The organism is Rhodopseudomonas sp. (assembly GCF_048594845.1).
Classification (GTDB): Bacteria; Pseudomonadota; Alphaproteobacteria; order Rhizobiales; family Xanthobacteraceae; genus Rhodopseudomonas.
Genome location: NZ_JBMDXE010000228.1, coordinates 1 through 14744, shown reverse-complemented (window position 1 = coordinate 14744; position 14744 = coordinate 1). Strand labels below are relative to the sequence as shown.

Here is a 14744-nt window from a genome sequence, read left to right as displayed (position 1 = left end):
GTCACAGGCTCGACCGCCGGCATCGGCCACGCCATCGCCAAGGGCCTCGCCGCGACCGGCGCCCATGTGGTGATCAACGGCCGCGGCCAGGCCAAGGTCGACGCGGCGGTCGCCGCAGTTTCCAAGGTCGCCAAGGGCGGCAAAGTCAGCGGCGTGGCGGCCGACGTCTCGACGGCGAATGGCTGTGCCAAGCTGGTCGCGGCCCAGTCCGACGTCGACATCCTGATCAACAACACAGGCATCTTCGAGCCGAAGCCGTTCTTCGAGATCCCGGACGAAGACTGGCAGCGCTTCTTCGACGTCAACGTGATGAGCGGCGTGCGGCTGTCGCGCGCCTACATGCCGGCGATGCTGAAGCGCAACTGGGGCCGCATCGTCTTCATCGCCTCGGAGTCGGCGCTGATGATTCCGAAGGAGATGATCCACTACGGGATGACCAAGACGGCGCAGCTTTCAGTGTCTCGCGGTCTCGCCGAACTCACCCGCGGCACCGCGGTGACGGTGAATTCGGTGATGCCGGGCCGACGATGAGCGAGGGCGTCAAGACCTTCGTGGCGGATCTCGCGCGGCAGAACGGGCAGTCGGAGGCGGAGGCCGCCGCCAACTTCGTCAAGCAGCATCGCCCGGGCTCGCTGATCCAACGCTTCGCCACCGTCGAGGAGATCGCCAACATGGTGGTGTACGTGTCGTCGAAGGAAGCCGCCGTCACCAACGGCGCCGCGCTGCGTGCCGAAGGCGGTCTGGTGCAGACGATCGCGTAGTTAGTCTTGTGCTTCGGGATCGCTTAGTCAGTGCTTGCGGCAGCCCTCACCCCAACCCTCTCCCGCAAGCGGGAGAGGGGGCGCGTTGCCGATCGGGCGGGCGCATCGGGCCGCACTAAGTCCAATAAATCAACACTAACTCTCGCGTAGGCGTGAACCGAAATCGCGTTCATCTGCAAACTCTCCGCGCACGGAGCCTGCTCCCCCTCCCGCTTGCGGGAGAGGGGTGGGGTGAGGGCGCCCCAGGCACGGCGCTAATCAGCGCAGCCGCCTAACTCCACCCCTCCAACACTACCTTGCCCTTGGCCTTGCCGCTTTCGATCAGCGCGTGGGCGCGCTTCAGGTTCGCGGCGTTGATGGTGCCATAGGTCTGGTCGAGCGTCGTGCGCAGCACGCCGGCGTCGATCAGGCCGGCGACTTCGTCGAGCAGATCGTGCTGCGCGATCATGTCGGCGGTCTCGAAGGTCGAGCGCGCGAACATCGCTTCCCAGTGCAGCGAGGCCGACTTGGCCTTCAGCAGCATCGGGTTGAGCGGCTGCACCGGATCGTCGATCAGGCCGATCTTGCCCTGCGGCGCCAGGATGTCGATCAGCTGGGTGAAATGCGTATCGGTATTGGTCAGGCTGGCGATCAGCGCCACCGGCGGCAACCCGAGCGCGTCGACCTGCGGCTTCATCGGCTGGGAATGATCGATCACCGCATGGGCGCCGAGCTCGCGGCACCACGCCTGGGTCTCCGGCCGCGATGCCGTAGCGATGATCGATAGGCCGGTGAGGCGGCGGGCGAGCTGGATCAGGATCGAGCCGACGCCGCCGGCGCCACCGATGATCAGCAGCGTACGCGGATCGAACGCCTTGCTGGGCCGCGCGCCGAGCCGGTCGAACAACAACTCCCACGCAGTGATCGCGGTCAGCGGCAGCGCTGCAGCCTGGGCGAAGTTCAGCGTCTTCGGCTTGTGGCCGACGATGCGCTCGTCGACCAGATGGAATTCGGCGTTGGTGCCGGGGCGCTGGATCGAGCCGGCGTAAAACACTTCGTCGCCCGGCTTGAACAGCGTCACCTCGCTGCCGACCGCTTCGACCACACCAGCCGCGTCGTAGCCGAGGATCTTCGTCTCGCCGGCCGGCGGTGCAGCGCGCTTGCGCACCTTGGTGTCGACCGGATTGACCGACACGGCCTTCACCGCGACCAGCAGGTCGCGTGGCTTTGGCGTCGGCTTCGGCAGCTCGACATCGGTGAGGGCGTTCGGGTCGTCGATCGGAAGGCTCTTGGTGTAGCCGACGGCTTTCATAGGGGACTCCATGCTGAGCGAGGTCGCGGGCGCAACTTCCTCGCCCTGCGCCAATCTTGCAAGTACTGTCGTTTCGGGGATATAGTCACCGATCGGATACTATTGGATAGGTCGCATGAAACGCCGCGATGTCGATTGCGCGCCGGGATGTCCGGTCGAGGCCACGCTCGACCTGATCGACGGCAAGTGGAAGGGCGTGATCCTGTTCCACCTGCTGAGCGGCCGCCTGCGGTTCGGCGAGCTGCGGCGCAAGATGCCCGGCATCACCCAGCGGATGCTGACCAAGCAGCTCCGCGCGCTAGAGGAGGACGGCCTGGTGCTCCGCGAGGTGTTCGCCGAGGTGCCGCCGCGGGTCGAATACGAGCTGTCGGAGATGGGCCGGAGCCTGCGCCCGGTGATCGACGCGCTGAAGCGCTGGGCCGAGGAGCACCGCGCCCGGGCCGGCACCAGCGCCGCCGTGGCCGTTCCGGCGGAGACGCATGCCGGCGTCTGATGTGCGCGGCGGCCGTCGGAGCCCCGCATTTGCCGGCTTTTCCTTCTCCAATCGGGCGCGGGGGACTATACCTGCCGTGTCGTTGACGCCCTCACTGGATTCTCAAACATGATTTCGATGCGAAGCTTCGCTGCCCTTTGTGTGTCGATCGTTCTCGCGACTCCCGTCGCAGCGCAGGAGCGGCGGCTGCCGTCGTCGCAGGCCGAGATCAAGCTCAGCTATGCGCCGATCGTGCAGACGGTGCAGCCCGCCGTGGTCAACGTCTACGCCGCCAAGGTGGTGCAGAACCGCAATCCGCTGCTGGAAGATCCGATCTTCCGCCGCTTCTTCGGCGGCGGACCGCAGCCGGAGCAGATCCAGCGCTCGCTGGGCTCGGGCGTGATGGTCGATGCCTCGGGCCTGGTCGTTACCAACAACCACGTCATCGAGGGCGCCGATCAGGTCAAGGTCGCGCTCGCCGATAAGCGCGAGTTCGAGGCCGAGATCGTGCTGAAGGACAGCCGCACCGATCTCGCGGTGCTGCGACTCAAGGATACCAAGGAGAAATTCCCGACGCTCGAACTCGCCAATTCGGACGACCTCCTGGTCGGCGATCTGGTGCTGGCGATCGGCAATCCGTTCGGCGTCGGCCAGACCGTGACGCACGGCATCGTCTCGGCGCTGGCGCGCACCCAGGTCGGCATCACCGACTATCAGTTCTTCATCCAGACCGACGCGGCGATCAATCCGGGCAATTCCGGCGGCGCGCTGGTCGACATGACCGGCAAGCTGGTCGGCATCAACACCGCGATCTTCTCGCGCTCGGGCGGCTCGCAAGGCATCGGCTTCGCGATCCCGGCCAATATGGTGCGGGTGGTGATCGCCTCGGCCAAGACCGGCGGCAAGGCGGTGAAGCGGCCGTGGCTCGGCGCGCGGTTGCAGGCGGTGACGCCCGAGATCGCCGAAACGCTCGGCCTGAAGCGGCCGAGCGGCGCGCTGGTCGCCAGCGTGAGCAAGGGCAGCCCGTCGGAGAAGGCGGGGCTGAAAGTGTCCGACCTGATCACCTCGATCGACGGATTCGCGGTCGATGATCCCAACGCATTCGACTATCGCTTCGCCACGCGGCCGCTCGGCGGCACCGCGTCGATCGAGGTGCAGCGCGGCGCCAAGCCGGTGAAGCTCAGCATTCCGCTCGAAGTCGCGCCCGACACCGGCCGCGACGAGATCGTGCTGACCGCGCGCTCGCCGTTCCAGGGCGCCAAGATCGCCAACATCTCGCCGGCGTTGGCCGACGATCTTCGGCTCGATCCGAGCGTCGAGGGCGTCGTCGTCACCGACCTCGCCGACGATGCGCCGGCCGCCGGCGTCGGCTTCCAGAAGGGCGACATCATCGTGGCGGTGAACAACAAGCGCATCGCCAAGACCAGCGATCTGGAGCGCCTCACCAACGAGCCAGCCCGCCTGTGGCGCATCACCCTGGTGCGTGGCGGTCAGCAGATCAACGTCACGTTGGGCGGATGATGAGCACGGCGCCGCTTCTAACCTCTCCCCGCGTGCGGGGAGAGGTCGCTCGTCGAACGCAGTTCGATGAGCGGGTGAGGGGGCGTCTCCACGCAGCCGAGCTGTTGTGTGGACTAACAGCCGAGAGGCTCGGCCCTGTGGAAACGCCCCCTCATCCCGGCCTTCTCCCCGCACGCGGGGAGAAGGAGCAGGTCGCGTGTGGGGCGAGGCGGCGGGCCTGCATATGAGCCCCAAGCGTCCGCAACACCACGGCGACAACCTGTTCGCCGCCGCCGGGCTCGAGCGCGAGGCGCCGCGGCCGTTGCCGGATCGGCTGCGGCCGCGCACGCTCACCGAAGTCGTCGGCCAGGATCACATCGTCGGTCCCGACGGCGCGCTGACGCGGATGCTGGAGACGCGGACGCTCGGCTCGCTGGTGTTCTGGGGGCCGCCCGGCACCGGCAAGACCACCGTGGCGCGGCTCTTGGCCGACGCCACCGAGCTGCATTTCGAGCAGATCTCCGCAGTGTTCTCCGGCGTCGCCGATCTGAAGAAAGTGTTCGACGCCGCCCGCGCACGGCGCGAGATGGGCACCGGGACGCTGCTGTTCGTCGACGAGGTGCATCGCTTCAACAAGGCGCAGCAGGACTCGTTTCTGCCGGTGATGGAAGACGGCACCGTGGTGATGGTCGGCGCCACCACCGAGAACCCGTCGTTCGAACTCAACGCGGCGCTACTGTCCCGCGCGCGCGTGCTGGTGTTTCGCTCGCTCGATGCCGAGGCGATCGAGAAGCTGTTCGCCCACGCCGAAGAGGTCGAAGGCAAGAAGCTGCCGCTCGACGCCGAAGCGCGCGCGGTGCTGGTGCGGATGGCCGACGGCGATGGCCGCGCCTCGCTGACGCTGGCCGAAGAGGTCTGGCGCTCGGCGCGCGCTGGCGAAGTCTTCAGTGCCGCGCAGCTGCAGGACATCCTGCAGCGCCGCGCGCCGATCTACGACAAGGGCGCCGACGGCCACTACAATCTGATCTCGGCGCTGCACAAATCGGTGCGTGGCTCCGACCCGGACGCGGCGTTGTACTATCTGTGCCGGATGTTCGACGCCGGCGAGGACCCGCTGTTCCTGGCGCGCCGCGTGGTGCGGATGGCGGTCGAGGATATCGGGCTCGCCGATCCGCAGGCGCTGGTGATCTGCAATGCCGCCAAGGACGCTTACGACTTCCTCGGCAGTCCAGAGGGCGAACTGGCGATCGCCCAGGCGGTGATCTATCTCGCCACCGCGCCGAAATCGAACGCCGGCTACACCGCCTACAAGGCCGCGATGAGCACGGCCAAACGGGCCGGCTCGCTGCTGCCGCCCAAGCACATCCTCAACGCGCCGACCGGCTTGATGAAGTCGGAGGGCTACGGCTCCGGCTATCAATACGACCACGACACGCCGGAAGGCTTCTCCGGCCAGGACTACTTCCCCGATGCGCTCGGCCGCCAGACCTTCTACGATCCGCCCGACCGCGGCTTCGAGCGCGAAATCCGCAAGCGGCTGGATTATTGGGCGAAACTGCGCGCCGCGAAAGAGAAGTAGCTGTCTTGTAGCCCGGATGCAGCGAAGCGAAATCCGGGAGGCCGCTGTAGATCCCGGATTACGCTCCGCTTCATCCGGGCTACTTTCATCATCAGCGACACCACATCGCGCGGGACCAGCGGCTGGGCACAAGACCCGGTTAGTTCGCGCTCGCATCCTTCCCGGAAAACAAAAGCGACATCGCATCGCAACAAAAACCCCAAGGGAAGGGACACTCATGACCAGTCTTCGGCTCTGGCTCGGCGCGGCATTCGCGGCGGCGCTTGCCACCACCGCGCAGGCGCAGAATGCGCCCGGCGTCACCGCCACCGAGATCAAGATCGGCAACACCATGCCGTGGAGCGGCCCGGCTTCGGCGCTCAGCACCACCGGGAAGACGATCGCGGCCTATCTCGATCAGGTCAACGAGCAGGGCGGGGTCAATGGGCGCAAGGTCAACATGATCTCGCTCGACGACGGCTTCTCGCCGCCGAAGACCATGGAAGCCGCGCGGCGCCTCGTCGAAGGCGAGGGCGTCGCCTTCATTGCCGCCACGATGGGCACCGCGCCGAGTTCGGCGATCGCCAAATATCTCAACTCCAACAAGGTCCCGCAGATCTTCCTGATCAGCTCGGCGTCGAAGTGGAACGATCCGCAGAACATGCCGTGGTCGATGGCGCTGCCCTGGGCGCCGAACTACCTCAGTGAAGCCAAGATCGAAGTCGCGTACGCGCGCGCCAAGAACCCCAATGCGCGGTTCGCGGTGCTGTATCAGAACGACGACGCCGGCAAGGATTTTATGCGCGGTGTCAAGGAAGCGCTGGGGCCGGACGCCGACAAGGCGATCGCGCTGGCGTCGAGCTTTGAGGTGTCCGACCCCACCGTCGACTCCCAGGTGCTGACGCTGGCCGCCACCAAGGCGGATGTGTTCATGATCTACAGCGTGACCCCGCGCGCCTGCGCCCAGGCGCTGCGCAAGGCGCATGAGGTCGGCTGGCAGCCGATGCGCTTCATCGCCAGCGGCTGCGCCAACAAGGCGACCGTGATGGATCCGGCTGGTGTCGATGCCGGCAAGGGCGTGCTGTCGCTCGGCTCGCTCAAGCCCTACACGCCCGATCCCAAGGGCGACAAGGCGATGCAGACCTACATCGACTTCATGAAGGCGCGGCTGCCGGCGCTCGATCCGAACAATGTCGGCACGCTGTACGGCTACACGGTCGGCGAGGCGCTGGTGGCGCTGCTCAAGCAGTGCGGCAACGATCTGTCCCGCGAGAACATCATGAAGCAGGCGGCCAACATGAAGAATGTGTCGCTGTCGCTGCTGCTGCCCGGCATCACGTTGAACACCACGCCGACTGATTTCCGTCCGATCAAGGACGGCTATATGCTGGAGTTCAACGGCAACGACTGGGTCGTTGTCAGCGAAATGTTGCGCGGGACCTGATCCCGCGCGTCCGGCGGGCCACCGCGCCCCCGGACGTACGGGAAAGGACTGGGTGATGATGCACGGCCGGCTGTTCCGCACTCTAGAGCCGGCCGTGCGCCGTTTGGCCCCGATGGCAGTCCTCGTCGCGCTGAGCGCGACGCTGTTCGCGGCCCCGGTGCGCGCCGAGACCGTCGAGGTTGCGCCCGGCGTACGCGTCACCAAGAAGAGCTATCCGGCGCCGCCCAATCAGCAGCCGTTCTTCGGCTTCGTCGCCAAGACGCCGGAGCAGCGCGCGGCCGACGAGAAGTTCGTCAACGCCCTGGTGGCGGCGACCGGCTCGCGGCAGAAGGCGTTCGAGGAGGCGAGCCTGCGCGGCTGGCGCGCGATCGGCAAGAACAGCGCCATTGAGGCGGCGCAGCGCTTCAACCAGGCTTGGCTGCTGGCGCCGGAACAGAGCGCCGTGTACCACGGCTTCGCCATCGTCACGATGATGCGGTTCGGCGACATCGATTATGCGGACGAACTGTTCAGGATCGCCCGTAAGCAGCCCGATCCGCTCAAGCCACTGCTTGCCGATTACGGCCGCGCGCTGCTGCTCGGCAAGCGGCCGGAACAGGCCCGCACCATTCTCGAGGAGGCGGTCGCGGCCACGCCGGACCTCGCCGATGCCTGGTCCAATCTCGGCTTCGCCCGCGTGGAGACCGGCGACAAGCCGGGCGCCTGCGCTGCGGCCGAGGAGGCGGCGAAGCACAAGCCGTCCACCAGCGTGCTCGGGGACATCGCGCTGCTGCGCAATCGCGCGGGATGTAACTAAGCAAGACGTGCTGGCACGGCGCTGCGTGTCTCTGCCCATTGCATCGTTTCCGTCTCTTATCCGTAGGGTGGGCGAAGCACAGCGCATCCCACGCGCCGTGATACCGGCAAAGGAGCCATCGATGAAATCCTTCCGCAAGGAACTGTGGTTCGACATCCCCGGACGTCGTGCCTTCATCAACATCACGCGCGACGTCGAGACGGCGCTACGGGAGAGCGGGGTGAGCGAGGGGCTGGTGCTGGTCAATGCCATGCACATCACCGCCTCGGTGTTCATCAACGACGACGAGAGCGGCCTGCATCACGACTACGAACAATGGCTCGAAAAACTCGCGCCGCACGAGCCGGTCTCCGGCTATCGCCACAACCGAACCGGCGAGGACAATGCCGACGCCCACATGAAGCGCCAGGTAATGGGACGCGAAGTCGTCGTCGCCATCACTGCCGGCAAGCTCGATTTCGGTCCGTGGGAGCAGATCTTCTACGGCGAATTCGACGGCGGCCGGCGCAAGCGCGTGCTGGTCAAGATCATCGGCGAGTAAGCCTTCGGTCCGCATGCTGCGCTGTGCATGCAGCCCGCCAAGTAAGGACTTGCTGACCGCAGGAAGTCGTCGCCCGCGAATTCCGCCGCGCGGACTGTGGCGCGCGGCTCGGCGCATCCTTGTATCACGCCGGCTCGACACTCTCCCGTACGCGTGTTAGCGACGACTAACAACAACGCGGATAACCGCGCTCATCCGGGAGTGAAACCACATGCGATTGAAACTGCTCGCCTCGCTGCTGCTCGTGGCGGCGACGTCCACGGCGGCGCTGGCCGCCGACAAGCGCTACGACACCGGCGCGACCGATACGGAGATCAAGCTCGGCCAGACCATGCCGTATAGCGGCCCGGCGTCGGGCTACGGCGTCAACGGCAAGGTCGAGGCGGCGTATTGGCGGATGGTCAACGCCAAGGGCGGCATCAACGGCCGCAAGATCAATCTCATCTCGATGGACGACGGCTACAGCCCGCCGAAGACGCTGGAGCAGACCCGCAAACTGGTCGAGCAGGACGAGGTGCTGGCGATCGTCGGTTCGCTCGGCACGCCGACCAATTCGGCGATCCAGAAATATCTGCGCGGCAAGAAGGTGCCGCATATCTTCATTACCTCCGGCGCCTCGAAGTGGAACGACCCGAAGGACTTCCCCTGGACCACGCCGTTCTATCCGCCTTACGAGGAAGAGGCCAAGATCTACGGCAAGTACATCGCCAAGGAGATGCCGGCGGCGAAGATCGCGGTGATCTATCAGAACGACGATTTCGGCAAAGACTATCTCAAGGGTTTTAAGGAAGGCCTCGGCGACAAGGCCTCGGCGATCATCAAGGAAGCGAGCTACGAGGTCAGCGATCCGACCATCGACTCGCAGATCGTCAATCTGAAGGCCTCGGGCGCCGATACGCTGCTGACGGTCGCGTCGCCGAAATTCGCCGCGCAGTCGATCCGCAAGGTGCACGCGCTGGGCTGGACGCCGGCGCATTTTGTGGTGTCGGTCGGCGCCTCGATCGGCGGCGTGCTGGAGCCGGCCGGGCTCGAGGCTTCCAGCGGTCTGATCAGCGCCTTCACCTCGAAGATCGTCGGCGACCCGGCCTGGGACAATGATGAGGGCGTCAAGCAATTCCTGGCCTTCATGAAGGAGTGGTACCCGGACGGCAATCCGATCGACGGCAGCGTGCAGGTCGGCTACGCGGTGGCGCAGATGACCGAAGTGCTGCTGAAGAATTGCGGCGACGATCTCACCCGTGAGAACCTGGTGAAGCAGGCCACCAATCTCAGCAACGTGTCGCTGCCGCTGTTCCTGCCCGGCGTCACCGTGACGACGACGCCGACCGATTACTCGGCCTATCACATCTTCAAGATGGCGAAATTCGACGGCAAGGCCTGGAAGTTTTTTGGCGAGAATATCAGCACGACGAAGAAGTAGCTGGCGAAGGGCGTTGTGGAGGGCCTTTGGCGTCTCCACAAGTGCCGTCATTCCGGGTTCGACTTCCGCGATGCGCGACCGTCGCCCCGGAATGACGAGAGGATGATGTAGCCCGCATGCAGCGAAGCGGAATGCGGGGACGCGGCGAGATCGGTCCTGGATTTCGCTGCGCTCCATCCAGGCTACAAGATGGCCTACGCCGACTGCTTGGCCCGCGACGCCGGCGCATCGTCGAAGCCGACGAACCGTGCCGCTTCGCTCACCGGCTTGCGCTCCGATACCACGGCGTTCGCCGGGAACGTCTCGTCCGGCCAGCCGAGCGCGATCGCCTTCATGATCACCTGATCGTCGGGGATGCCGGCGTGCTCGCGCACCACCGGCGACTGCATGATGCCCTGGCTGTTGATGACGCAGCCGAGCCCGCGTGACCACGCGGCGTTGACCAGCGCATTGGTCACCGCGCCGCAATCGAACGGCGTGTCGTCGCTGCCGTCGAGCACGCGGTCGTAAGTGATGATGACGCAGACCGGCGCATCGAACTGGCGGAAGCCGCGCATCACCCAGTCCTGCCGCATCGCCTTGTCGTCGCGCGCGATGCCCATGGCGCCGAACAGCTGCTTGGCGACGAACACCTGACGGTCGCGATGCACGCCGGCGAACGGCTGCCCGATGCGGAATTCACGGCTGTGCGGCACGCCGGCGAGATTGCGCTCGGTATTGCCGGCGCGGATGCGGTCGAGCGGCTCACCGGTGATGACGTGGAAATTCCACGGTTGGCTGTTCATCGAGGACGGCGACCGCATCGCCAGCGTGAGGATCTCCTCGATCAATTCACGCGGCACCGGATCAGGCTTGTAGCCGCGAATGCTGCGCCGGCCGAGAACAACGTCGTCATATTGCATCGTCTGGTTTCCCCCAAAGCTTCTGGTTGGGGGCGATCATCGCGGGTTCGGCCGTGCAGTGCAAGGTGGGGCCGCAGCGCCCGCAAGGTGGGCGCGGCGCGCTGGCGCCTTTGCCCACCCGGCGAGATCGTCATCGCGTTTCGCTTTTGCGCTCCTTGGCGTCGCGCAGGTTCTGCTCTTCCTTCTGCCGCAGCCATTCGTGCGTGTCCGAGGTCTTGCCGCCGCGCAGGCCCTTGCCGGTGTTCGGGTCGCCCATGTTGTTCATGCCGAACGTCGAGTCCTTGCCGACCGACGGGTTGGTCCCCGGGTTGACCTGCTCGCCCTGATTGGTCGAGGTCGACTGCGCCATCGCGGCACTGGACAGCAGAACCGCGCACGTCGCCGTCATCACAAGCTTCATCATGTCCTGTCTCTCGCTGAGTGTGCGGGGATAAACGACGGCGGGGAGGGAAGTTCCGAGGGCAGCGGATCGGACGCAGCCAGAATCGTCGGGTGCGTGTGAGCGCAGCGAATCCCCACGCGGAGCCCGCAATCGCGAGGGGCATCCGCCAGCGATCATGGCACTTCCGACGGCCGCCGCCGGGCCGCTTCACTGGTCCGGCGTTCTGCCACTTCGCTAATCATTAAGCCCACCGGCATACGCTGCTGATCTTCAACCTCGGGTGTGCGCATGATCAGAGCCTATCTCGAAGCCCATTGGGTCGCGGCCGCGCTGGCGATGGGCGTGCTGCTGCTCGTGCTGCTGCCGCTCGGCGTGCCCGGCGGCGACCACGCGTTGATGCTGATCTATCTCGCGTCGCCGATCTACATGCTGCACCAGGTCGAGGAGCATCTCGGCGACCGCTTCCGCACTTACGTCAACAGCGTCGTATTCGGCGGCGTCGAGGCGCTGACGCCCGGCGACGTGCTGCTGATCAATCTGCCCGGCGTCTGGGGCATCAACCTCGCAGCGCTGTACGCCGCGTACTTCATCGCCCCCGGCTGGGGTCTCGCCGCGGTGTATCTGATCCTGGTCAACGGCATCACCCACGTGGCCATGGCCGCGCATCTGCGCGCCTACAACCCCGGCCTCGCCAGCGCCGCGCTGGTGTTCATCCCGTTCGGCCTCTACGCCGTGCTGCATATCCCCGGCACCGGCCTGCAGCACGCGGTGGCCCTGGTGATCGCGCTGGGCCTCCACGCCGCGATCGCGCTGCATGCAAAGCAGCGGGCGAAAGCGGGGCGGGTGGTCGTGAGTGCGGTGGGGTAGTTCCGTAGGGTGGCGCTGAGCGTAGCGAAGCCCACGCGGAACGCCTCAACAATCGAGCCATCAACGCGTGGGCACGGCGCTGCGCGCCTTTGCCCAGCCTACGCTTGCTGCTTGTCAGTCGCCGGCCGTCCAGGGATCGATCACTGTCAGGCCTGCGGCGTCAAAGGCACTCGTGTCTCGCGACGCGACACGTAAGCCGTGTGCGGCGGCGATTGCGGCGATGTACCCATCGGGAGTGGGAAAACCCTTTCCCGCGGCGCGTGCCTTGACGGCGATTTCGGCATAGCTCTGCGCGGCCGGGGTGTCGAACGGCAGGACCCGGGTGGCAAACACGTGCAATACGTCGTCGAGCGCGGCGCCCAAAGCGTTCTTACGCTTTCCCTCCGGCAAGGCGCCAATGCCGAACAGGAGTTCGGCGACCGTGATGCTGGACAGGAACAAGGTCTCGGCCGATTGAGCATCCAGCCATTCGCGCACGCGGGGATGCGGTTCTCGCGTCATCGCCTCGGAGATGACGTTGGTGTCCAGCAGGATCATGCGAGGCCACCGTCACTCGAACTTCATCGGCTCCGCAGGATGCGTGTCGCGAAGCTGTTCTAGCGCCCCGATATCGGCATTGGTGATGTCGTATTTCCGCCCGATCTCCTGCAGCGTCGTTCCAATCCGCAAGCGGCCCTCGGGGCGTACGGCGGCCTCCAGAATGGCGCGCATTTCCGCTTCCGCGCTGCGGTTGTGCCGCGCCGCGCGGTCCTCGAGAGCCCGATGCACCTCCTCGGAGAGGTTGCGAATGGTGACGGCGACCATGATGGCGTCCCTGACAGATGATGGCGAGACTATCAAAATAGAGAAAATAACGGGATTCTTCAAGGATTACGGCGGTACTCGCGCCCGGCGCGTAATTCTCGCGTGGGTCAGTAAAGGATGTACGTGCTCAACCACCACCCTCTTGCAACGCCGCGCGAAGAGCAGAAATCGCGGGGTGGGTTAGCCGAAGGCGTAACCCACCATCATTGCCCCCGCCATCATACAAACGAGGGCGGACTACGCTTTGCTAATCCGACCTACGAGCTACGCTAGCTGCACATCTGATGATTGGATCGCAATTAATTCAATATCACTAAGGATCGGCATTGGCATGTATCTGCTATGGAAGCTGCGCTCTAATTGCGATGGCCTGATTGTCACCTTCCGATATCTCAAAGGGGAAATTTGAGCGGAAGAACGCTGGTGAATTGATTGATACCTTGATGCGCCTGACAGCACTTCCGTTTTTGACCTCGGTCTTATTCTCAAAGCGGAATAGGGGCTGATCCGTTGAGCTATTGGCTGCGACGCGGGCGTTTAATTCATCGTCAGGCATATCCGCTGCAACGATCTGCAACGCTGCGCCCAAAAGTGATCCTAGCTGCTCCCTCAACAAATAATTCTCGTTGATTTCTGGGATCGGTGCCGCGCCTCTTAGTGAGCGAACCGGGTCAGAATACATCGAAATTATCTGGCTCTCCTCATAGGTCATCAATCGCTCAACTTCAATTGCCGCTGCCTCTGGTTTTGGAATTGGCGCAAGAGTTTCTGAGAAATAGTCTTCGATAGTGCCCTTACGAAGAAATACACATCCAGTTCGGTCAAGTATCTCAAGAAGAGCGATGTATCGCTTTCGAAGTTTGAGCCATCTCTGCGATTCTTTGTAGGAATGGATTGTCTTTTCACAAGTGGAAAGGAGGGCCGCCAGGGCAGCTCGCCTTTTGGCTATGTCGTCGGTTACATTTCGATTCTTCCAATATCGGTGAGATTCTGCCGTGGAGTGGATGCTCTCCCAGTCGTCATTGACCAATTTCGAAAGTTCACTTCGCAAAGATTGGTCAAAAGACGCAAGGTCGTTATGTCCTGCTTGCTCAATGAAATCTGCTGCTTCGGACCTAAATGAAACGACCACAGCGTTGTCGTCGGTCAGCGCGTCCAAGTCGGCCATGATGCAGACCCGCTTGCCCATGAGACGAAAGAATTTGATCGTCTCCACAAATTCCCCTTTTCCAATAATCGGCACAATCTGGGTGTTGGCCATCAACAGTGGATGTTTCAACGCCTGCGATAAGCCGACCATGAAGATTTCGTCGCTTGGTCCTTCTACAAGGAGGATGGACAGAGCGAAGAACGCGAACTTGTGATTCTCGCTAAGGCGCGATGTTAGCGCCCCAAGTTTTCTGCTCTTTAACTCTCCCGCGTCAGTGGCGACCTGTATCGGAAGGGACTTTCGGTCCCTGAAGAACACTATGTTGGAGATGTCCAATGCTTGCTTCAATGGAACCATGCTGGCTGAATGTGTGGCGATCACGACAACTTTCTTCTTTGCGTCGTCGGTAGGCCGCCCAGCGACAGATTGAAGCTCCTCTAGTAAGAATGCCTGTAGTTGCGGATGAAGGGATACTTCAGGCTCGTCCACAAGTAGAATAGATATTTCGTCGTCGTAGATCGCCGCTAATAGGGGAATGAGTTGAATAAGTCCGCTGGCCTCTGTGTTAGCATAATAAGGCTGGTCGCCGCTCACAGAGATGAATTTTAGTTGAAGTCCGCTTTGACTCCATTCAAGTCGTAAGTGCCGCTGCTGTAGCACTTGAAGTCGCGCCTGAACCTTAAGCAGTAAATCTGCGCGTTCTTTTAGTCGCATGTAAAGCCCTGGTACTCCTTCGAACTCCCACCACTGGCTCGTATAGCTCATATGACCGATCGCTGCCGGATTGGTGCTTCCGCGGCCAGGGGAATCGTTGCCGGACCTGAAGTATTCTAATGCGCTGGTGCGGCCAGCTGAG

At 63.8% G+C, this 14744-nt stretch carries 14 protein-coding genes and 1 pseudogene; 9 read left to right on the top strand and 6 right to left on the bottom strand.

The window, feature by feature from the left end; all coding sequences use genetic code 11:
* Positions 1-761 (top strand): annotated as a pseudogene (locus tag ACOJTD_RS14695) (SDR family NAD(P)-dependent oxidoreductase); the annotation flags it as partial.
* Between the two features lie 271 nt (positions 762-1032).
* Here ACOJTD_RS14695 and ACOJTD_RS14690 read toward each other — a convergent pair.
* Positions 1033-2052: a zinc-binding alcohol dehydrogenase family protein gene (locus ACOJTD_RS14690; RefSeq protein WP_420133637.1), complete on the bottom strand. Its 1020-nt coding sequence runs from the start codon at positions 2050-2052 to the stop codon at positions 1033-1035.
* A gap of 115 nt (positions 2053-2167) precedes the next feature.
* Here ACOJTD_RS14690 and ACOJTD_RS14685 point away from each other — a divergent pair, with 115 nt between their 5' ends.
* The 7 genes from ACOJTD_RS14685 (at position 2168) to ACOJTD_RS14655 (ending at position 9783) form a co-directional block, all read left to right on the top strand.
* Positions 2168-2545 (top strand): winged helix-turn-helix transcriptional regulator, encoded by a 378-nt coding sequence (locus ACOJTD_RS14685; RefSeq protein ID WP_420133636.1) that lies wholly within the window; start codon positions 2168-2170, stop codon positions 2543-2545.
* A gap of 108 nt (positions 2546-2653) precedes the next feature.
* Positions 2654-4045: a DegQ family serine endoprotease gene (locus ACOJTD_RS14680; RefSeq protein WP_420133635.1), complete on the top strand. Its 1392-nt coding sequence runs from the start codon at positions 2654-2656 to the stop codon at positions 4043-4045.
* A 223-nt stretch (positions 4046-4268) separates the two neighbouring features.
* Positions 4269-5603: a replication-associated recombination protein A gene (locus ACOJTD_RS14675; RefSeq protein ID WP_420133638.1), complete on the top strand. Its 1335-nt coding sequence runs from the start codon at positions 4269-4271 to the stop codon at positions 5601-5603.
* Positions 5604-5820: 217 nt separating this feature from the next.
* The gene (locus tag ACOJTD_RS14670) at positions 5821-7026 is read left to right on the top strand and encodes an ABC transporter substrate-binding protein (protein WP_420133634.1); all 1206 of its coding nucleotides are present in this window, start codon (positions 5821-5823) and stop codon (positions 7024-7026) included.
* A 112-nt stretch (positions 7027-7138) separates the two neighbouring features.
* Positions 7139-7822, top strand: a complete 684-nt coding sequence (locus ACOJTD_RS14665) for a hypothetical protein (protein WP_420133633.1) — start codon at positions 7139-7141, stop codon at positions 7820-7822.
* Between the two features lie 121 nt (positions 7823-7943).
* Positions 7944-8363 carry a secondary thiamine-phosphate synthase enzyme YjbQ gene (locus tag ACOJTD_RS14660; protein ID WP_420133632.1) on the top strand — a complete coding sequence of 140 codons (420 nt, stop codon included), beginning with the start codon at positions 7944-7946 and terminating at the stop codon, positions 8361-8363.
* Between the two features lie 211 nt (positions 8364-8574).
* Positions 8575-9783, top strand: coding sequence for an ABC transporter substrate-binding protein (locus ACOJTD_RS14655; RefSeq protein ID WP_420133631.1), 1209 nt, complete (start codon positions 8575-8577; stop codon positions 9781-9783).
* 194 nt (positions 9784-9977) lie between these two features.
* Here ACOJTD_RS14655 and ACOJTD_RS14650 read toward each other — a convergent pair whose 3' ends face one another.
* Both ACOJTD_RS14650 and ACOJTD_RS14645 read right to left on the bottom strand, forming a co-directional pair.
* Positions 9978-10685, bottom strand: a complete 708-nt coding sequence (locus tag ACOJTD_RS14650; RefSeq protein ID WP_420133630.1) for a nitroreductase — start codon at positions 10683-10685, stop codon at positions 9978-9980.
* Between the two features lie 130 nt (positions 10686-10815).
* Complete coding sequence (locus tag ACOJTD_RS14645; RefSeq protein WP_420133629.1) at positions 10816-11088, bottom strand: hypothetical protein; 273 nt, start codon at positions 11086-11088, stop codon at positions 10816-10818.
* Between the two features lie 267 nt (positions 11089-11355).
* Between ACOJTD_RS14645 and ACOJTD_RS14640 the strand changes: the two genes are divergently transcribed.
* Positions 11356-11934, top strand: a complete 579-nt coding sequence (locus tag ACOJTD_RS14640) for an HXXEE domain-containing protein (protein WP_420133628.1) — start codon at positions 11356-11358, stop codon at positions 11932-11934.
* Positions 11935-12048: 114 nt separating this feature from the next.
* Here ACOJTD_RS14640 and ACOJTD_RS14635 read toward each other — a convergent pair whose 3' ends face one another.
* The 3 genes from ACOJTD_RS14635 to ACOJTD_RS14625 form a co-directional block, all read right to left on the bottom strand.
* Positions 12049-12471: a type II toxin-antitoxin system VapC family toxin gene (locus tag ACOJTD_RS14635; RefSeq protein ID WP_420133627.1), complete on the bottom strand. Its 423-nt coding sequence runs from the start codon at positions 12469-12471 to the stop codon at positions 12049-12051.
* A 12-nt stretch (positions 12472-12483) separates the two neighbouring features.
* Positions 12484-12738, bottom strand: a complete 255-nt coding sequence (locus ACOJTD_RS14630) for a FitA-like ribbon-helix-helix domain-containing protein (protein WP_420133626.1) — start codon at positions 12736-12738, stop codon at positions 12484-12486.
* Between the two features lie 340 nt (positions 12739-13078).
* Positions 13079-14744 (bottom strand): AAA family ATPase (locus ACOJTD_RS14625; RefSeq protein ID WP_420133625.1); only part of this gene is annotated, 1666 nt, incomplete at its 5' end.